The following is an 18,731-nucleotide window of genomic DNA, read 5'->3' as shown; positions in this document are numbered from 1 at the left end:
GCAATTACTTCAACTTTTTCTATGACTTAGAAGCCACTAGCGTTGATCACGTCGTTTAGCTTTGCATTAAAATCATGTTTACTCAAGTTGCTTAGATTATAAAGCACTTCTGCACCTGTCACGTTGAGCTCAACTTCGTGATCATCGATGTTCTCATCCTTGTTTCTGAACATCAGTAGGTGGTTAGCAATACGTGCGATATCTAAGTAAGAAACTTCACGTTCTTCTTGTTTGTTGATGGTGTTGCTGCACACGTCAATGAAGTCGCTGTCGAAGCCCCAACGCTTGAGTACTAGCTTGCTGGTGGCTGAACATTGGCCCTGGAAAATCTGAAGCGCGATATCGTGGTCGAGGTAGTTACCGTTTTCAAGGTATAGGTGGTACTCGCTTACTAGGCAGAACAGCCCAATATCGGCTAACAAACCAACTAGCAAAGACTTTTCATGTTCAAGGTAGCGATATTCAGCAGGAGCGATCTCTTTAAAGCCATTGGTCACAAGTACCATGGTTGCGCCTAACTCTTTTGAGACAGAAGCGCTTTGAATCAATAGCTGGTTACACTCTTTATTTAAATCAACTGAGTGCTTGAGTTGTTCGATCGCTTGTGCAGTCACGATGTCACGAACACGCAATATGCCCAGGCGTGAAACGGCCGTCATAATGTCGACACAGGTGATGTTGCGTCTGTTGAAGACAACCGAGTTTGCAACTCGAATGACGATGGCTGTAAGGCCTGGATCTTCAAGCAAGCACTCGGCAACCTCGGCTATCCCAGTCGATTCCAGAGTACAAAGTTTTTGGATTTTAAGTACAACGTTAGGGATAGGAGGAAGGGTTATTTTTCCCGCTGAGATGGAATGTCCAACAAGTTGGGCAAATTCTGATTCTAGGCCCTTAAGAAGAAGCGCCTTGTTTTGTGGTAGCCAGAAAAACGATAAATGATTCATATAAAAAGTAAAAACATGTATGTCCTACCATTTTACAAGCCACAGTGCTGCGAGGCAATACTGATCGGTCCACACGAGCTTTTAAATATTGAACCGGTGTATCATCAAACGTCAAAATTCAATCACGGAATGATAGCTTTGTGTGATGTTAATCATGAAAAAACGGAATACACAATTGATTGATGTGAACTAAGTCCAGACTTATTTTTCTTTTCGAAGTATCATTTATTTAAAGGTGAAAAACGCAACTATAATATTCACCTAAACAATAAAAATTAGATTCAAAATTTTCGCATAAAAAGCTGCTTGTCTGGTGATCAACCTAATCGGGGTAATTTGATTAAGGATCAACGGATATGACCGAGACAGCATTTATTAATTACGTGAATCAATTTGGTGAGCATCAAAAACGTTCTATGTTCGGAGGTATTGGCCTCTTTCAAAATGACGCTATGTTTGCCTTATTGAGTGAAGGTTGTTTATTCATTAGAGGTGGTAAGTCATTAGATAAAAAACTGGCAGATCTTGATTGTGAAAAGTATCGCCATGTGAAAAAACAGACAACAGCAACCGTAAATTACTACGATATTACTGACCTGTTCACATGCGAACATCCTGAATTGGATAGCATTATTCGTACTTCTATCGATAATTCAATTCAGCAGCGCAGCTTCAAGAAGTCATCTGCTAGCCGTAGATTAAGAGATCTTCCTAACATGCAGCTTACGTTAGAGCGCATGGTGAAAAAGGCGGGTGTCGACGATGTTTCTATGTTTATGCAGTTAGGCGCACCAGAAGTATTTAATAAGGTTCGCAAAGCGTACGGAAACGATGTTGACCTAAAACTACTTTGGAAATTCGCGGGTGCGATTGATGGTATCCACTGGAAACTATTACAAGAACCACGCAAGCAGCAATTACTAAAGAGCTGCCACTAAAGAAGTCGTCCTTATATGCTTGAAGTTACAGTTTATAAATAAAAACCGAGGAATAAATCCTCGGTTTTTTTGTTTCTTTCTCAACGAAAGAGGCTAAGTATTCTCTTGGAACCCAAAGGTTCGAACTCGTCAGCTAAGTATTAGTACTTGAAGCGAGCTGTGAACATTAGCTGATCACCGTAGAAGTCGTTGATACGAGCTTCAGCGCCAATAGAGAATAGCTCTGTAGAGTGGAAACGTGCGTAAACAGAACCGATCCAATCATCGTTGTCATCGATAGACACGTAACCACCTTTACCACCAACTTCTAGTTGTGGACCAAGCCATTGGCGAACACCAATGTTAACTTCCATACCAATGTCAGTAGAGCTTGTGTGTTCAGGCTGAACGATGCGCGCTAGCATTTCACCTGTAAGGTCTGCCCAGTTGTTAATTGGAGCGTGGAAACCAAGACCAACAGCAGAGTCGAAATCACTTTCAAATTCTGAATCAATGCGCGCAATTGCGTGAGCATTCGGGTGGATTGACTTACTGAACGCGCCACCAAATGTAACAGGGCTAGCACCGATACGTGCTTCGAAGTAATCGTAGCTGAAGTTGCTCATTACTTGTGGTTGTTCTTCGACAGCTAGCGCTTGGCTCGAAGCCAACAGCATAGCGGTAGTAAGTAGTATTTTGCGCATAACGACCGTAAACCTTTATTAGTGTTAATTCCTTTGGTTTGAGAGAAATCGACAAACCATAAACATCGAGACAGTTTAATCTAACTCACGGAAAAGTAATCCATTAAAATGTAAATCCTTAATCATTTAGTTAAAAAATAATCAAATTAAGGGTCAGTCTGCTACGGAGATCTCATGTTTTGGGGCAAATGAGAAAGTTGGACAAGTGAATCATCCAGATTTTATATGTGTCTGTTCGTGTCTTATATTGACTGCTGTTTATCTCATTGCCCTTCAAATGTTAATCGGAAGCATTACTCTCCAAAGCTTGTGCGCTTATTTGCCATCGAGGTAAGGATGCGCTCTGTATCTAGAACCGAAGTCCAATTCAGTAGTTGTTTATCATTGGCAATCACATAGTCGGTCAGCTGCTGAGTTATGGTGTCTCTGAGTTGGTCGCCTTGCCAAGGTTTGGATATATAGAAATCGAGGGCCGCGTTATTAATGGCAGTTACCGTATCTTCAAGCCCGGCTTGCCCGGTGAGCAGCAGCTTGCGTGTTGGCTTTGTAGAGTCGTGTTGGTTAAGTTCGATAAGAAAATCGATACCTGTTTTTTCCGGCATTATGTGGTCGCATAAGATCAAAGCGAGCTTAATGCCGTCCTGCTCCATCTCTTTGATGACTTGTTTTGCTTCATCGACCGATTCAGCGCCCTCAACGATAAAGTTTTCTTCAAACACGGCTAAATCTTGAAGCACACTATTGAGCACTTCTGGTTCATCATCGACACATAAAATTAAGTACTTATTCATGAGGTGCTCCTTCTTGTTTGAACGGCAGCCATACTTGCATGTGAGTGTGGGTTCCAACCTCAGACTCCACCAAAATAAATCCTTGATGGGCCGAAACAATCTGTTGAGAAATAGATAACCCAATCCCTAAACCGAAGTTACCTTCTTTTTTGGTCGTGAAATTAGGGTTGAAAATAGAATTAATGTTTTCTTTAGCGATTCCGATGCCAGTGTCTGATATCTGCACCACTAGAAACGTTTGATTGTCTTTAGTCTGTTGTGAAGTGGAGATAGAAACCTTGCCTCGCTCTAGAATGGCATCGAGTGCGTTAGAAAGAAGGTTGGTCCAGACTTGTTGCAACGCCAGTGATTGGCAGAGCAAAGGGGGTAAGCTGGTGTCGTAGTTCTTTTCAAGTTGATGGTGTTTTAAGCGGTTTTCAAAGATCACCAAAGTGTCTTCGATGCCTTCGTGTATGTCTGTGTAATGGCGAAGCTCATCGTCTTCACGTGCATAGCTTTTTAGGCTCTTAACCATGTCGGCAATGCGCTTGCTACAAACTTGAATGGATCGGATAGAGTTGCCGACGTAATGGTAATGCTCTAAGTCGTTGAGTAACTCTTTACCCGCAACAGGGGACTCTTTTAGGGTCTCTAAAACCTTAGCATCTTGGCTTAAATTCAATCTCACCGCTTTTTTTGCTAGGGCACGATCATCTATGGTCGATGCTAAATGTTTTACCAGTTGTCTCTCCTGAGAAGTGGAGAGCGGTTTGGCTAATTTTGAACACGCCAGCACCTCTGTTCCTTTATTGGATTCGGGAACTGCGAGGTTCTCGAGTATCTGGTCTAGATGCTCTGATAGCGTTTTAATACTTCTCATAATTGCCGCTATGGGGTTATTAAGCTCATGCGCGACACCAGCGACAAGTTGCCCAAGCATGGCCATTTTCTCTTTTTCAATCAATTGCTGGTGTGCAGACTCCAATGATTCAAGTGTTTGTTGAAGCTTGATTTTGTTGGTGATACTACGTTGTAAGCGGCGATTAAAATGACGGAGCAGTAGGTTAGTAAACAAAGGCAGCAAAGTATTATTGGAATGCATCACCTGAGCAAAACTCTCTTTATCTAGCTTAATGACTCGAGTTGGTGTCAAAGTGATCCCTGTAGAGAAAGAAGGCTCGCCCGTCACAAATGACATTCCACCAACGATGTTGCCTTTAGAGTGACGCACGACCTCTCGCTGCTGTCCTAATTCATCTTTCTTGTAGAGAGCGACTTCACCCTCAATGATCAACCACAAGAAGCGATTATCTTCTCCTTCAACCGTTAACAAATGCTCTGGTGAGTAATCGCGAATCGCTCTGGTCTTGTCATCTTTAGAGAAGACCTCTTGCAAGGCATTGAAGACACGTTCAGCGAGCGCATTGTCTGAGAGCTGGTGGTAATCGTGAATAAAACCTGATTGAAAAGATTGAAAAGATTGAATCTTTTGGTCTATGTGTGCTCTTAATAAGCGCTGTTGATCTAACGCATCACTATAAGACAACAGGTTTTCAGAGTCGTATTGGATAACGAAAGAGGTCAGTTCCTTTTGTGCTGACTTGAAGAGAACCTGATCTTGAACCGGTTTGGTTAAGCAGTGATTAAGTCTGCCTTCGTTTAGCGCAGTTAGAATGGATTGAATGTCTGACGATGCACTGACGAGTATGGTTCTCGCTGTATTACTATGAGGTAACTGCTCGAGCTCAATTAGAAACTGCACACCATTGAAATGAGAGTGATGGTGAGTGATCACCAAAGCAACGGTTTGATGATTGTCGTGGATGTCTTCCAATGCGTGGTGCGCATCTTCAATGTTCTCGGCGGTGTAGATATCGAACACACGAGACAACTGAGCTAATTCCGTACGGATGCGCTCGATGCTAACTGGATTATTGTCCAAACAGATAACAGCGTATTGATTCACAGTTTCCCCTTAGTAGTCGCAACGCTTCTAGCCTAGCAAGAACTGTTGATTAAGGATGAGAGCTAGCCGTTAATTTGCTGAGTGATTTGAAGTATCGAGCAATAGACTGATTTAACTCAATGTTTCTTGTTTGCGACTGATGGGTTAGACTGAAAAAAAACAAACACATGTAGAAAGAGAACTCATGGAACAGTTAAGAAAAATTGGCGCAATTGGCGGCGCAATCTCATTGGCTCTTTGTTGGCCTCTAGCGGTTGGGCAAATTGGACAAAATGCGATTACTGATGGCGTTGCAAAACTTAACAATTCGAGCATTCAAGCTGAGATCGTTGAGTACGATAGAGGTTACCTTTCTTCTAACGTAACCACTCGCATCACTGTGACGGATGAAAACTTAAAAGAACAACTTGCGATTGATGGCTTACCAAGTGAGTTTGTCGTTAATAGTGCGGTTAGCCATGGTTTGGTTAGCCTTAACGCTGTTTCGACGTTAGATAATGCAGACATCCTGCCACTGACTTTAACGACGAGCACAGAGCTGAACGGCAATACGGATTTCGACTTCGAGCTAAGCCAATTCAATCATCAAGGTACTGATGAGAATGGCACCTCGGTGTCTATCACTAAATCTAACCTTACAGGTCATGCGACTGTGTTGGGCCAAGTGGATTACCAGCTTTCTATCCCTTCTGTTCAAATCGATTTTGAAACGGGTGAAGAGGTGACACTGTCAAACCTGAAAGGTACGGGTTCAGGCCAACAAGCTAAAGGTTACTGGCTAGGCACGCAGAACTTCACGATTGATAGTTTCTTGATTTCAGATTCGGCAATGCAGCCATTTATGACTATCGAGAACTCAACCTATGACTTTGAATCTCACCTAGATGAAGCAACTAAGCGTCTACGCAGCAACCTTAAACTGTATATCGCTAATATCGAGACGAGCGAAGGGCAAGTGAACAACTTAAACGTTGATTTCGAAATGTCGAAACTCGACAGTGAGTCGTTCGAGAAAATCTTTGAGATTTACCAGTCTAATCCTGTTCTGACACAAGAAGACGTTGCTGAGATCATCCCATTCATCGACATTCTGTTTGCTAAGGGCTTCGACCTTTCAATGAACAACATGTCATTAGAGTTAGGCAAAGGCCAGTTTGAATCGAAGTGGTTAGTGAGTGTTCCTGAAGGTACAGAAAACATCAGCAGTGAACCTTCAATGATCATGCCAGCACTAACGGGTAACCTCCACTCGAGCTTTTCAAACGGACTGGTAGAAGAGTACCCGTTTATTCGCGAAAGTATTGATGAGTTGATCGTGATGGAAATGATCAAAGAAACAGACAAGGGTTACGAAATCAGTGCTGACCTAAAAAATGGAAACCTAGTGTTTGAAAACGGACAAGAAATTCCACTAATTGCACTACTTATGCCGGCTTTTGTTCAATAAAACTGAGTAGGCAAGAATACTCATAGGGCAATTTAGCGCATTAAGTTAAAGATTTTGTACTGTACGAAACAAAAGAGGTCATAAGACCTCTTTTGTTGTTTTTATGTTGAGTAAAACATGGTATTACTTGCATAGTTATTATTTAGCAGGAGCAATCATCCCCATGGAACTTACATTAGATAACGTATTCAATTTTAGTGCTGGCCCAGCGGCTCTGCCTAAGCCAGTAATGAAACAAGCACAAGCTGACTTCATTGATTGGAACGGTTTAGGCACTTCCGTTATGGAAATCAGCCATCGCAGCAAAGAATTTATTAAAGTTGCTGATGAGTCTGAGCAAGACCTACGTGATCTTCTGAACATCCCAGACAACTACAAAGTTCTGTTCTGTCAGGGGGGCGCTCGTGCTCAATTCGCTGCTGTGCCTTTAAACCTTCTTGGCGATGCAACAAAAGCGACTTACATTGATGCGGGCTACTGGGCTGAAAGCGCAGTTACGGAAGCAAGTAAGTACTGTGAAATCGATGTGTTCAATGCAAAAACGACAGTCGATAGTAAAGCGGCTGTGGTTCCAGCAAAAGACTGGAAGATCGATCCTGAAGCGGCTTATGTTCACTTCTGTCCGAATGAAACCATCGATGGCATTGAGATCAGCGAGCTACCACAAACCGACAAGCCTATTGTTGCGGATATGTCATCTAACATCTTGTCTCGTAAGATCGATGTGTCTCAATATGGTGTTATCTACGCCGGTGCACAGAAGAACATTGGCCCTGCGGGTATCTGTATCGCTATCGTACGTGATGATCTGCTTGATCTTGCAAATGACGTATTGCCAAGCATTCTTAACTACAAAGTGCTGGCTGAAAAAGACTCTATGTTCAACACGCCACCAACTTACGCTTGGTACTTGTCTGGTCTTGTTTTCAAATGGTTGAAGGCTCAAGGCGGTGTTGAAGCGATGGAGCGTGTTAACCAAGAAAAAGCAGCACTACTTTACAATGCGATCGATGATTCTGATTTCTATAAGAACGAAGTGCACGCAACAAACCGTTCAAGAATGAACGTACCGTTCCAACTTGCGAAACCTGAGCTAGATGCGAAGTTCTTAGAATTGGCTGACGCGGCTGGTCTTAAGTCACTGAAAGGTCACCGAGCTGTAGGCGGCATGAGAGCATCGCTTTACAATGCGATGTCTTTAGAAGGTGTACAAGCGCTTGTAAGCTTCATGAAAGATTTCGAAGAGAAGTACGCTTAATCTGCCTAACTGATATTAAACGATTAAAAGAGGAGCGAACGGCTCCTCTTTTTTTAGTTTCGCAAACACTTATCTGTAACCCTGACTATCTTCTTTTACTGTTCAAACGAAACTGCTGTGGCGTGACATCAAAAGTCGCTTTGAAGGCTTTGATGTAAGAGGAATCGTTTTGATAACCCACTTGATCAGCAATGCTTTGTATCGAGTTATCTTCGTCTAGCAGGGATAAGGAGTAAATCAGTCGTATTTGTTGACGCCACAGCTGGAATGAGGTGTTGAACTCCTTTGAAAATAAACGCGACAAGGTTCGCTCGGATGCGCCTACTTTTTCTCCCCACGCTTTGAGCGACAAATCTAAATTTGGCTCATCAGTGAGGGCTTCAAATATCAACTTCAAACGCCTGTCTTGTGGCAATAACAACTGAAATGTCTGTACGTTGTCTTTCATTATTTGGTCGTGCAATACGGACAGTAGGCGAGACACTTCTTCATCGCTCACCAATCCTTCACACTGTCTGCGAATTTCTTGTAATAGCTCGTTTAGAAAGGGAGTAAGTGCAATGGTTCGAACCTCGGGCTCATACTTAGTTCCAAAGGCTGGGTTAAGGTAAATGCCAACAAACGTGGTATGACTCAATGCAATAGATTCATGTGAAATACCGGCAGGTACAAATAAAGCTGATGTGTGCGGCACAAGGTGTTGATAGTGTTCTGTTTGAGTTTGTAGCAAACCTTTGAGTGGAAAGATCACTTGATGCCATGTGTGTTGATGCATCGCATCGATGTAACCTTTCGGCATGTCGATAGTCTTAACGAGCGCGGGCGAGTTCGGATTGGCGACCATCATCTTGTTGGAGGTGACCACTCCAGTACGAGAATCGATTTGGCGGGTTAGCATGGTTAAGTGTCCTTATGTCCCTATTCTGACGGAGCGACCCTAGGCTATCATGCTCGACAAATAGAATGAAGCCGAGAGGATACGAGCATGCGCTTTCAAGTAGAGATATCCAAACAAAACCAGCTTTTGTTTAAAGTTGATATTGAGAATATCGACCGCAGAAAGTGTGAAACATCACTCGATACTGTATTAGCTAAGTTTCCAATCGAAGAGGGCTATCAGCGTCATGTGTTGGCTTCTGATAGTGAGACTCGCTACCTCAAAAGCACCGACCAGAGTATTGAAGTGTTGGCGGCGATTCCGATATTTAGATCATTAGGCGAGCGATAGTACTGCTCGTGGAAGACAATATTCTCGCAGAAAGAACAATAAGATTGAGACAAGAAGGGAGAGATATGAAGAAGTTAGGCGTGGTAAACAATGTATTGGTAGGCAAAACAGTCGCTTTCGCACATGGTGCAAAAAGTGCCATCAACAAGCAAGTATTGTTGGATCGTCAACACGCAACGGAGCTGGGTTTTACCAATGATGAGCAAGGTGATCCGCGTTTCCATGGCGGCATTCAGAAAGCCCTTCATATCTACCCAAGCGAACATTACCCAGTTTGGCAACAGGAGTTGAGCGACAAAGGTGTTTTTCAATCAGCTGGCGCGTTTGGAGAGAACATCAGCTCAAGCGGCGTGACCGAACAATCGATTTGCTTAAAAGATAAAATCCGTATTGGGTCTACTTTGTTGGAAGTATCGCAAGGGCGTATGCCTTGTTGGAAGCTCAATGTGCGTTTTGACCAACACGATATGGCAAAAAGGCTGCAAGACACACTCAGAACCGGTTGGTATTTCCGAGTGTTAGAAGAGGGCGAGATCGGTGCAGGTGATGAGATTATACTGTGCGAGCGTCCTTATCCTGACTGGTCGCTTGCTCGTATCATGGGTGCCGTTTTTACCGGTAGCTTAGATAAAGACTTATTAAGCCAAATGACGGCATTGCCATTGGTTGAGTCTTGGGGAGCGCTTGTTGCTCGTCGCCTCGAAACGGGCAAAGTCGAAGATTGGGAAATGCGCTTGGTTGGACCGACAGCGGTATAAACCAGTAGTTAGATAGAGAAAGCCCGCTATTGAGATATCGCGGGCTTTTTAATAGTGATGAGCGTTGTAAGTGCCGTTACAACCAGAAACTCTTCAGCGGCATATCAGGCGAAAAGTGATGAGCAACCTGTGCTTGAAGCAACTCTGCGGTTGCAATCGCATCAGTAAGTGCATGATGTGGCGTGTAGTCGGGTAGGTGGTATCGACGACGGCTTTGCCCTAGTCGAACCGAACCAGGCTTCTTACCTTTTAATTTATTCCATAGGCCGCCAGCCAGTTTGTTCTGGATCTGAGACTCAATCTCTAACGTGTCCAGCACCGGAAACTCGATGCCTTCATTCAATCGCACTTTCAATGCGTTGTTTAAGAAATCTCGCTCAATACGGCGGTAGTGAACAACGGGAATATGGCCAGCCATCGCTTGTAATACTTCATCCAACACTTCATCAAGATCTGGTGCATCGATGATGTCATTGTGGGTAATGCCGTGGATTACCACTGATTCTTCCTCTAGCTTCTGCCTCGGACGCAGTGTCCAGTGCCTTGCTTGTCGAAGGTAGATTCGGTTAAGAGTAAATGGCACCAAACCTATGGTGATGATCCCGTCTTTGGAAGGGTTCAAACCGGTTGTTTCGAAATCCAATGCTAAGAACATCACCTCTGAGAGTGGTGTGTCAGGCGCAGGAAGCGGTTGGTTGTAGAACTGTTTTAAGCGTTCATCCTGGGCACGTTCAAGCTTTTGAGCAAACTTAAATGGCCAATCGACCGCTGGTGATCTGAATAGTTTGTTCATAGGCCCTACTTAAACTTGTTACTGGCTTGGTAACGGAACTTAAGGAAGTTTTGCGCATTACTTAAGATTTGGAACGCATCCTTAAGGTTACGACGTTCAAAATCAGACAGGTTTTCCGGTTCGATGTTGTTATCCGGCTCAACATTGTTATCAACATCGTGCGCTTGGTGGCGAATGCGCACCAGAGAGATGAACTCCATTGCGTCCTTAAGATCTTGTGCTCTGCCTTTTGGCAAAATACCTGCGTCGATAATGTCGTCTAAGCGCTCAAATGAGTTTTTAGAGCGAGAGCCCACCGCTAGCGAGTGGACACGAATCAAATCGGCGAGAGGAGCCGTACCACGTCGTTTGAGGTTGATGGAGTTGTTATGACGACCATCTTTCTCCATTACGAAGTCTTTAAAGAAACCAAGTGGCGGAGTACGGTTGAGCGCATTACGTGCCAGACATGCTAGGAAGCGGTTGTTCTTACGTGCACGTCTTACGATAAAGCTGTTTAGTTGCTCTGCCCATTTCAGGCGGCCATAAACACCATCTAGGTCGAAGAAGATCGATGCGTTCAATAGCGCTTTCGGGTTTGGATCATCAATCCAGTCGGCGAAGCACTCTTCCCATTCTCTGCGTGTCATGCGCCAAGTTGGGTTAGTCGCCATGATGTCACCTGTACAATACACGTAACCACATTGGTCTAAGCCGTCACAAATGAATTTTGAGAGCGCTTCAAAGTACTTGCCGTGTTTTGCTTCGTCATAGGTGTCATCAAGAATGATGGCGTTATCTTGGTCTGTCACCAGCAGCTGTTCATCACGCCCCATGGAGCCTAATGCTAGGAAACAATATGGAATTGGAGATTTGCCTAACTGTTCTTCGGCGAGTTCGATAATACGCTGCTTAAAGCTACGACCAATTACCGACATTGCGGTGCCAACCATGTGAGCATTGGCATCTTCGTTAACGAGACGTACAAAGCTGTCTTTCACTTGCTCAGAGAGCACTTTGAGATCTTCGATGCTTTGTTGCTGGAAGATACTACTTACTAAGAGCAGCGAGTTTTGAGATTCGTAACGGACGATGTCGGTCGCTTCGATAATACCGATTGGCTTCTTATCTTTCAGGACAGGTAAGTGGTGCACGTTGTAGCGAAGCATGGTCATCATGGCTTCGTATACATAGGCATTGTGGTCAAGAGAGATAACCTCAGGTGTCATCACAGTAGAGACTTCATCGGATGGATCGAGACCTTCTGCCAGTACGCGAGTACACAAATCTCGGTCGGTAATAATACCGATAACGGGCGTTGAGTCGTCTTCATCATCTTCAACGATGTCAGGGTCGATGATCAGCAAGGAAGAGACATTCTCTTCCGCCATCATGGTGGCCGCTTGTTGAATGGTGCGCGTTTTCTCAATCATCGGCGCTTCACTGGTCAGCAGCGTTTTCACTTTAGATGTCGTGAGGTCGTTGGCATCGTTATTACTTGAGTTTGCCTGACGTAAGCGCGCGTTATCCTCAACCTCTACGAAATCGGCAAAAGAGTCGTAGTTATCGTAGAGTTCTTGGAAAATAGGCTCAGGAATGCAGTAGAGCAGGGTGTCTTCGGTCGCTTTTACTGGGAAGCGCACCTTGTTATTGGTGAGCAGGCCCATTTGACCAAACAGATGGCCTTCATCAAGGCGGTTATACAGCTCGCCTTTACGACGATAGACTTCGACTTCGCCGCTTCGAACCATATACAGGTCATGAATTTGATCACCAAAGTGAATGATAGGTGTGTCTTGGCGGTAATAAGAAATTTCCACGCTACTGGTCACTTTCGTCAACATCTCCTCTGGGAGCTCATTGAAAGGGGGGTATTGTGCCAGAAAGTTTTGAATCTCTAATAACTCAGCATCCATAGTAATCATCCATTGGTTTGTATGATTTCATGGTACAACATTTGATAATAATTTGCCGTCACAAATCAATCTGTGAGCTAAAACCTTTTTAAAGTCTTAGGGATAGACTAACCTTTCAAATAATGGAGTGACAGTTTAAGGATGATGGGAATGTCGAAGTGGAAGCTTAGTTTTGTATCTGCAGTTTTTATGTTTTCTCCAAGTTTGTGGGCAGACACTCACAGTGTGGATATTCTTGATTACGACCACGTTTATGCAACGGCGCATTCAGGCAGTTTAAACGAAGATGCTGGGGGCAATAATAATGCATCGGCGTTTGGATTAGGTATTAGCTACACCATGACAGATGATTGGTTACTGCTTGGTGATTATAGCGCGCGTTTCATCCACCCTGACGAGAGTACTACTCGTATTGATACACTAATGGCTGGTGCGGGTTATCGTTATAGCATCAAGAAAGACTTGGATATTGTCGCTTCTTATTTGCTTGGTGTGACTAAAGGGGAAGTTGAGCTGAATGGCACCAACGAGACCTTAGAGTCGGACACTGAATTTGTCCAAGGTGTTAAGGCCGAGCTTAACTATGGCTTTGCTAAACGTTGGATTGCGAACGGTAGCGTGCAACTTAACCGCAGCGATTTATTCGATGAAGAGATTTACCACCTAGGTTTACGTTATTTAGTGACCAACAAGTTTGCGATTGGTGGCTCATACCAACATAGAGATGGTGAGGGGAGCACAGGCGTAAGTGAGAGGACGAATGAGTTAGGTGTCGAGTTCTTCCTCGAGTACTAATAGAATTAAATCTAACGCGTTACGACAGCTACAAAAAAGCCAGCTTAATCGCTGGCTTTTGCATATCTAAGTGTCTGCAAGAGCAGACTTGGTATTGTTACGATTAAAGAACCGCAGCGATACCTTTACATAGAGGGCCCATGTTTGACTTAGTCATGCCCGCTACGCTGATGCGGCCAGAGCCAACAATGTAGATTGCGAATTCGTCTTTTAGGCGGTTTACTTGCTCTTTGCTCAAACCAGAGAAAGAGAACATGCCGTTTTGGCGCTCGATGAACGTGAAGTCTGCATCAACACCTTCAGATTTCAGTGTTGCAACGAACAGTTCGCGCATCTCTTGAATACGGTCACGCATTTCAGCGACTTCCGCTTCCCATTCAGCACGTAGACCAGCATCGCCAAGGATGTGAGTTACGACAGCACTACCGTGCGCTGGTGGGTTAGAGTAGATAGAGCGAATGATGCTCTTAACTTGAGAGAATGCTGTTGTTGCTACGTCTGCAGACTCAGCAACCAAAGTGAATGCACCAACACGCTCATTGTACAGACCGAAGTTCTTAGAGAACGAGCTCGCGACTAGAATCTCTTTGTTGTATTTAGCGAAAGTGCGAAGGCCAGCAGCATCTTCTTCAACGCCTTTTGCAAAACCTTGGTAAGCAAAGTCGAATAGTGGAAGAAGCTTCTTCTCAGCAACGAGCTTAGCCAGTACTTCCCACTCTTCAGCTGTTGGGTCAATACCTGTTGGGTTGTGACAGCAGCCGTGAAGAAGAACGATATCACCTTCAGATGCTTTCTCTAGGTCAGCAACCATACCAGCGAAGTCTTTGTCTTTTGTTTCAGCGTTGTAGTAGCTGTACTGAGCTGTTTCGATACCCGCAGCAGCGAATACGCCGTTGTGGTTAGCCCAAGTTGGGTTGCTGATCCAGATCTTCACATCGCCAAGTTGGCGCTTAATGAATTCACCTGCAACACGTAGAGCACCAGTACCACCCGGAGCTTGTGCTGTTTTAGCGCGTTGAGAATTTACGATTTCTGCATCTGAACCGAAAAGTAGCTTCTGTACTGCTAGGCCGTATTCAGCTGTACCTTCAATCGTTAGGTAAGATTTGGTTTTTTCGTTTTCAAGAAGTGCAGCTTCTGCTTTCTTTACTGTTTTAAGTACTGGCGTTTGACCATCTTCATTTTTGTAGATGCCAACACCAAGGTTGATTTTCTCTGCACGAGAGTCGTTTTTAAACTCTTCAGTAAGGCCGAGGATAGGGTCGGCAGGCGCAGCTAACACTTTTTCAAACATAATCTTCATCCATGTCAATTGAGAGGGGATAGTATCTATGGGTAGTTATACCTGTATGGAATTTTTAAGACAATACGAAGTGAACAGAAAGACCAAAAAAAATCAATTTCAATCAGATTTATTGACTAAAGAGGGTATTTGATAACAAAACACCCTACGGATTAACCTATAGGGTGCAAGAAGTTAGTGGTTTTTGAAAAGATTATGCGGTGGAAGTAATAAGGCTTTCTCTCTCCCGTTCGTTTTCTTCGTCTTTTCCATCTTTGTAAGTGGCCGCTATTTCAACAAAAAGGCCTTCGACGGCTAAAAAGGCTTGAACAACTTGCGGATCGAAATGAGAACCTGCACCTTCTAAAATGATCGCTTTGGCTTGTTGATGTGTAAATGCTGGCTTATAGACTCGTTTAGAGATTAATGCGTCATAAACATCGGCTAATGCCATTAAACGACCAGATAAAGGGATGTCTTCGCCAGACAATTGATTTGGATAGCCGCTGCCATTCCATTTCTCGTGGTGAGTCAGGGAAATCTCTTTCGCGACTCTTAAGAAAGAACTGCTTCCGAGCTGCTTTTCAGCGATAGATAAGGCTTCAGCGCCAATAGCAGGGTGCCCCTTCATGATTTCAAACTCTTCGTCGGTCAATTTTCTCGGTTTTAACAGCACGCTATCAGGAACGCCTACCTTGCCAACATCATGCAGTGGCGCAGACTTATAAAGCAGTTCGATATAGTTTGGAGTTAACAAGGCTGAATGGGTTTCAGATTTACTAAGCTCTTGTGCGAGTACCTTAACGTATTCTTGAGTTCTAAGGATATGCGCGCCTGTCTCATTATCTCTCGATTCGGCAAGTGCAGATAGACTGACAATCGCGACATCGCGTGTGGTTTTCACTTCGTTTTGCGCTGTTTCCAAGCTATCGATCATGGTGTTGGTCATTGATGCCATTGAGCCAAGTTCGTTATAGCCGAAAATAGGCAGGCGGACACCTTGCTCTCCATTTGTCACCTTGTTTAATGCGCACTCTTGGCTAAGCAAAATACGCTTAATCAGCTTGCTCCACAGTGTCATGATGACAATAGCGTAGCCGCCTAATACAAGTGCTAAATAGATGAATTCTTTGATTACGCTGATCTTGCCTGTGCCATCGAGCAGGCGGGCTGGATTGTGTTCCAGCCAAAAGATGTCTTTGACTGCAATCATGGTTAGCATGCTCGTCAGTGTGACAAGAAGTACCATCACCAAACCAATCATCTGTTTAACTAGCGAGCTTCTTTCACCGACCAGCTGAAAATCATACGTCCCAGTGGCTTCCATATCGTCCATTTGCTTTAGTTTGGCGCTTAGCTGGAGAATGGTGCCGGTAAAGAAGCCAAATAAGCTCATTCCAAATAAGACTTTTAGATTACTGTCTACGGTGAACTCGTAGCTAAGGTTGTAATAAAGTGCGAATGGGATACTCGCTGCGAAGAACAGAAAGGTATCAAGCTGAGCAAACCTGCCTTGCTTAACCAAAGCGTGATTGGCGAATAAAAAGTGACGAACAAACCAAACCAAGACAAAAACGATGCTGACGTGAGTGAAAATCTCAAGTGTGGATAGGCTCTCAAGCATCGGACACACTCGGCTACCATAAGTGCCAAAGAGCACCCCGGCGATAGCGTATAACTGGGTCGTTAGTGATTTATTATAGTTAGAAGTATCCATCGATAAGCCTTTGTTCTTGTTGATTTACATGAGCCTTAGATTGATTGACGGATAAAGACGCACGCACGATTAACATAGATGACATGAATGAGATCGGAAATTCTATCTATAGCTTTCGCGGATTGATACAAGAAAGTGGTTAGTGTTGGATTTTTGTTAGCTAGGTGGGGAATATTACAGCGTTATTATGAAGAGGTTTGAATAGCCTCGGTTGAGTCTCGAGGCTATTACGTCGATGAGGTTGCGATGAGAGCCGAGAAGATTAGCTACAACGCGACCTAACGATTATTAAAAGGCGATTACTTTTTCAGATTGATTTCAGCTTCAATTGAACCAGTTTCAATCTCTGGGTGTGACGCCAGTTTGTCTGCTGCCCATTGGTTGATGTGCTTAAGAATTGCAGATACCGCGTGCTTTTCAGTAGGTGCTTGATCTTGCTCTACATCTAGCTTCTGCTTTGGATGTGAGCCTGTCGCATCTTCAGCAATATGGAGCCAATCTGGGTGCCAGTAGTATGGCTGGCCACTCGGTGTTGTCCAACTGTGAACACCGTTTGACTCTCCTTTATAACTTAACTGATCTGCTTCTATTTTTTTCATTGTTATCTCGCATGTTTTTGGGTTACATCAAATTATTGAGGCGTAAAGCGAATTTAGCTCTTACCTTGGGTACAAACTTAGCAAAGCTTACAAAGTTATCTGTGAACCAATTCACACAATTATAGAAATTAGGTGCAATCATATGGATAGAAGCAATAGTTGATCACGTTAATGATAAGATCACCCGTCCACAGGAATTTATCTAGGTAGTACAATTAGATGGCGCGTTATGAAGAGCTTGCAAAGGATATTCGGACTCAGATCGCTAATAATACGTGGCGTTCAGGGGAGAAGATCCCTTCTGTACGCATGAGTTGTCGTAACTATAACGTCAGTAATAGTACTGTTTTACAAGCCTATCAGTTGTTAGAAAGTGAAGGTTGGATCATTGCCAAGCCTCAGTCTGGCTACTTTGTCGCCCCTAAGGTCGACGGCGTTGACTACGAAGCGCCAATAGCACGAGAGAAGAAGGCGATAAATGATCGCTTGTTCGATTTCTTAAAGTCCAGCTCAGCAGAAGGCGTCATTCCTTTAGGCTCCGCTTTTCCTGACCCAGACCTTTTTCCTTTACCTACCTTAACTCGTAATCTAGCCAGCGCCGGCAGGAAGATGACGGGTGCCAGTGTCATTAACAATCTACCACCTGGAAGTGAATCTTTAAGAAGGCAGATAGCACAGCGTTATCTACAGCAAGGAATTACGGTTAACCATCAAGATATTGTGATTACTTCGGGTGCGATGGAAGCTCTGAACTTGAGCCTGCAAACCGTGACTCAATCTGGCGACTATGTTGTGATTGAATCGCCGGCATTTTATGGCGCTTTGCAAGCGGTAGAGAGGTTAGGGCTCAAACCGATAGAAGTGGATGTTTGCCCAGTCAACGGATTGGATATTGAACAGTTTGAAAGCGTGCTGAAGAACTATAATGTGAAAGCATGTTGGCTGATGACGACTTTTCAAAATCCGACAGGCACAAGCCTATCAGACGAAGCAAAACGCCGCGTTGTAGAGATAGCAGAGCAGCACAATACCTACATTATTGAAGATGACGTTTATGGTGATCTTTACTATGAAGGACACAAGCCTAAGCCCCTGAAGGCGTTTGATAAAACGGATTCGGTTTTGCTGTGTGGTTCTTATTCAAAAAGTCTTTGCCCTGGCTACCGCGTGGGTTGGGTGGTCAACACTCGCTTCAACGATGCGATTCAGAAGTTGCAACTGCTATCCACGCTCTCTAGTAGTGCGCCGGTTCAGCTTGGTGTCGCACATTTTTTAACTCATGAAAGCTACGATAATCATCTGCGTAAATTACGTAAGAATCTCTTGCAGAGAAAAGCACGCTTTTTAGAGGTCATCAAACAATATTTTCCACATTCTATTCAGCTTGAAGAACCCGCTGGTGGCTATTTTATTTGGATACGTTTCACTGCTGGTTTCGATAGCCAGCAGTTTCATCAACTAGCGATCGCACAGGGGATAAGTGTCGCATCGGGTGATTTGTTTAGTGAGCAGGGTAGTGTGGATAACGCTATTCGACTGAACTTCTCTTATGAACTGACTCAAGAAAGAGAGCAAGCCCTGAAACTGCTTGGAAAACTCGCACATCAGTTAGCGAATTAAGTGCCGACCTAAACGCTAACTGACTCATAAAAAAC

17 protein-coding genes are annotated in these 18,731 nt (G+C 44.0%); 7 read left to right on the top strand and 10 right to left on the bottom strand.

Annotation, left to right across the window (positions count from 1 at the left end):
• Positions 1-26: 26 nt before the first annotated feature.
• Positions 27-947: an HDOD domain-containing protein gene (locus JC606_RS11480; protein WP_102424829.1), complete on the bottom strand. Its 921-nt coding sequence runs from the start codon at positions 945-947 to the stop codon at positions 27-29.
• A gap of 356 nt (positions 948-1,303) precedes the next feature.
• Between JC606_RS11480 and JC606_RS11475 the strand changes: the two genes are divergently transcribed.
• Positions 1,304-1,885 (top strand): TfoX/Sxy family DNA transformation protein, encoded by a 582-nt coding sequence (locus tag JC606_RS11475; RefSeq protein WP_004741568.1) that lies wholly within the window; start codon positions 1,304-1,306, stop codon positions 1,883-1,885.
• 140 nt (positions 1,886-2,025) lie between these two features.
• On the opposite strand, the gene JC606_RS11470 is transcribed toward JC606_RS11475, so the two are convergent.
• The 3 genes from JC606_RS11470 to JC606_RS11460 all read right to left on the bottom strand — a co-directional run bounded on the left by JC606_RS11470 (position 2,026) and on the right by JC606_RS11460 (position 5,304).
• Positions 2,026-2,568 (bottom strand): hypothetical protein, encoded by a 543-nt coding sequence (locus JC606_RS11470; protein ID WP_004741569.1) that lies wholly within the window; start codon positions 2,566-2,568, stop codon positions 2,026-2,028.
• A gap of 293 nt (positions 2,569-2,861) precedes the next feature.
• Entirely contained in the window at positions 2,862-3,359 is a 498-nt protein-coding gene (locus tag JC606_RS11465) for a response regulator (protein WP_137407538.1), read from the bottom strand.
• Positions 3,352-5,304, bottom strand: coding sequence for an ATP-binding protein (locus JC606_RS11460; RefSeq protein ID WP_198778629.1), 1,953 nt, complete (start codon positions 5,302-5,304; stop codon positions 3,352-3,354). Before JC606_RS11460 ends, JC606_RS11465 begins: the two co-directional genes overlap by 8 nt.
• A 184-nt stretch (positions 5,305-5,488) precedes the next feature.
• Here JC606_RS11460 and JC606_RS11455 point away from each other — a divergent pair, with 184 nt between their 5' ends.
• Both JC606_RS11455 and serC read left to right on the top strand, forming a co-directional pair.
• Positions 5,489-6,751, top strand: coding sequence for a DUF945 family protein (locus JC606_RS11455; protein WP_198778628.1), 1,263 nt, complete (start codon positions 5,489-5,491; stop codon positions 6,749-6,751).
• 163 nt (positions 6,752-6,914) lie between these two features.
• Positions 6,915-8,009: a 3-phosphoserine/phosphohydroxythreonine transaminase gene (serC, locus tag JC606_RS11450; RefSeq protein ID WP_198778627.1), complete on the top strand. Its 1,095-nt coding sequence runs from the start codon at positions 6,915-6,917 to the stop codon at positions 8,007-8,009.
• Positions 8,010-8,094: 85 nt separating this feature from the next.
• Here serC and JC606_RS11445 read toward each other — a convergent pair whose 3' ends face one another.
• Positions 8,095-8,907, bottom strand: coding sequence for an AraC family transcriptional regulator (locus tag JC606_RS11445; RefSeq protein WP_137407534.1), 813 nt, complete (start codon positions 8,905-8,907; stop codon positions 8,095-8,097).
• 87 nt (positions 8,908-8,994) lie between these two features.
• On the opposite strand from JC606_RS11445, the gene JC606_RS11440 reads away from it, so the two are divergent.
• The gene (locus JC606_RS11440; RefSeq protein ID WP_105059333.1) at positions 8,995-9,237 is read left to right on the top strand and encodes a hypothetical protein; all 243 of its coding nucleotides are present in this window, start codon (positions 8,995-8,997) and stop codon (positions 9,235-9,237) included.
• A gap of 65 nt (positions 9,238-9,302) precedes the next feature.
• A complete protein-coding gene (locus tag JC606_RS11435) occupies positions 9,303-9,995 on the top strand; it encodes an MOSC domain-containing protein (protein ID WP_198778626.1) in 693 nt (230 codons plus the stop codon).
• A 76-nt stretch (positions 9,996-10,071) separates the two neighbouring features.
• Here the strand turns inward: JC606_RS11435 and JC606_RS11430 are convergent, their stop codons facing one another.
• Both JC606_RS11430 and JC606_RS11425 read right to left on the bottom strand, forming a co-directional pair.
• Positions 10,072-10,788 (bottom strand): 3'-5' exonuclease, encoded by a 717-nt coding sequence (locus JC606_RS11430; protein ID WP_137407532.1) that lies wholly within the window; start codon positions 10,786-10,788, stop codon positions 10,072-10,074.
• 5 nt (positions 10,789-10,793) lie between these two features.
• Complete coding sequence (locus tag JC606_RS11425) at positions 10,794-12,683, bottom strand: DUF294 nucleotidyltransferase-like domain-containing protein (RefSeq protein ID WP_198778625.1); 1,890 nt, start codon at positions 12,681-12,683, stop codon at positions 10,794-10,796.
• A 150-nt stretch (positions 12,684-12,833) separates the two neighbouring features.
• Between JC606_RS11425 and JC606_RS11420 the strand changes: the two genes are divergently transcribed.
• Complete coding sequence (locus JC606_RS11420; RefSeq protein ID WP_105059336.1) at positions 12,834-13,478, top strand: outer membrane beta-barrel protein; 645 nt, start codon at positions 12,834-12,836, stop codon at positions 13,476-13,478.
• 103 nt (positions 13,479-13,581) lie between these two features.
• On the opposite strand, the gene JC606_RS11415 is transcribed toward JC606_RS11420, so the two are convergent.
• From JC606_RS11415 to JC606_RS11405, 3 genes are all read right to left on the bottom strand, one after another.
• Positions 13,582-14,772: an amino acid aminotransferase gene (locus JC606_RS11415; RefSeq protein ID WP_061031636.1), complete on the bottom strand. Its 1,191-nt coding sequence runs from the start codon at positions 14,770-14,772 to the stop codon at positions 13,582-13,584.
• 202 nt (positions 14,773-14,974) lie between these two features.
• On the bottom strand, positions 14,975-16,477 hold the full coding sequence (locus JC606_RS11410; RefSeq protein ID WP_198778624.1) for an HD-GYP domain-containing protein: 1,503 nt from the start codon (positions 16,475-16,477) through the stop codon (positions 14,975-14,977).
• Positions 16,478-16,776: 299 nt separating this feature from the next.
• On the bottom strand, positions 16,777-17,076 hold the full coding sequence (locus JC606_RS11405) for a hypothetical protein (RefSeq protein WP_063522463.1): 300 nt from the start codon (positions 17,074-17,076) through the stop codon (positions 16,777-16,779).
• A 219-nt stretch (positions 17,077-17,295) separates the two neighbouring features.
• Between JC606_RS11405 and JC606_RS11400 the strand changes: the two genes are divergently transcribed.
• A complete protein-coding gene (locus JC606_RS11400) occupies positions 17,296-18,696 on the top strand; it encodes an aminotransferase-like domain-containing protein (RefSeq protein ID WP_198778623.1) in 1,401 nt (466 codons plus the stop codon).
• Positions 18,697-18,731: the final 35 nt, after the last annotated feature.

This window comes from Vibrio sp. IB15 (assembly GCF_016406055.1).
GTDB lineage: Bacteria > Pseudomonadota > Gammaproteobacteria > Enterobacterales > Vibrionaceae > Vibrio > Vibrio chagasii.
The sequence above is the reverse complement of the archived record's forward strand: the minus strand, read 5'-3'. Positions and strand labels throughout refer to the sequence as shown.

What these genes read in the sequence shown, in the direction of transcription:
- JC606_RS11480 (WP_102424829.1), bottom strand. Translation starts at nt 947, where the DNA reads ATGAATCATTTATCGTTTTTCTGGCTACCACAAAACAAGGCGCTTCTT.
- JC606_RS11475 (WP_004741568.1), top strand. Translation starts at nt 1,304, where the DNA reads ATGACCGAGACAGCATTTATTAATTACGTGAATCAATTTGGTGAGCAT.
- JC606_RS11470 (WP_004741569.1), bottom strand. Translation starts at nt 2,568, where the DNA reads ATGCGCAAAATACTACTTACTACCGCTATGCTGTTGGCTTCGAGCCAA.
- JC606_RS11465 (WP_137407538.1), bottom strand. Translation starts at nt 3,359, where the DNA reads ATGAATAAGTACTTAATTTTATGTGTCGATGATGAACCAGAAGTGCTC.
- JC606_RS11455 (WP_198778628.1), top strand. Translation starts at nt 5,489, where the DNA reads ATGGAACAGTTAAGAAAAATTGGCGCAATTGGCGGCGCAATCTCATTG.
- serC (WP_198778627.1), top strand. Translation starts at nt 6,915, where the DNA reads ATGGAACTTACATTAGATAACGTATTCAATTTTAGTGCTGGCCCAGCG.
- JC606_RS11445 (WP_137407534.1), bottom strand. Translation starts at nt 8,907, where the DNA reads ATGCTAACCCGCCAAATCGATTCTCGTACTGGAGTGGTCACCTCCAAC.
- JC606_RS11440 (WP_105059333.1), top strand. Translation starts at nt 8,995, where the DNA reads ATGCGCTTTCAAGTAGAGATATCCAAACAAAACCAGCTTTTGTTTAAA.
- JC606_RS11435 (WP_198778626.1), top strand. Translation starts at nt 9,303, where the DNA reads ATGAAGAAGTTAGGCGTGGTAAACAATGTATTGGTAGGCAAAACAGTC.
- JC606_RS11430 (WP_137407532.1), bottom strand. Translation starts at nt 10,788, where the DNA reads ATGAACAAACTATTCAGATCACCAGCGGTCGATTGGCCATTTAAGTTT.
- JC606_RS11425 (WP_198778625.1), bottom strand. Translation starts at nt 12,683, where the DNA reads ATGGATGCTGAGTTATTAGAGATTCAAAACTTTCTGGCACAATACCCC.
- JC606_RS11420 (WP_105059336.1), top strand. Translation starts at nt 12,834, where the DNA reads ATGTCGAAGTGGAAGCTTAGTTTTGTATCTGCAGTTTTTATGTTTTCT.
- JC606_RS11415 (WP_061031636.1), bottom strand. Translation starts at nt 14,772, where the DNA reads ATGTTTGAAAAAGTGTTAGCTGCGCCTGCCGACCCTATCCTCGGCCTT.
- JC606_RS11410 (WP_198778624.1), bottom strand. Translation starts at nt 16,477, where the DNA reads ATGGATACTTCTAACTATAATAAATCACTAACGACCCAGTTATACGCT.
- JC606_RS11405 (WP_063522463.1), bottom strand. Translation starts at nt 17,076, where the DNA reads ATGAAAAAAATAGAAGCAGATCAGTTAAGTTATAAAGGAGAGTCAAAC.
- JC606_RS11400 (WP_198778623.1), top strand. Translation starts at nt 17,296, where the DNA reads ATGGCGCGTTATGAAGAGCTTGCAAAGGATATTCGGACTCAGATCGCT.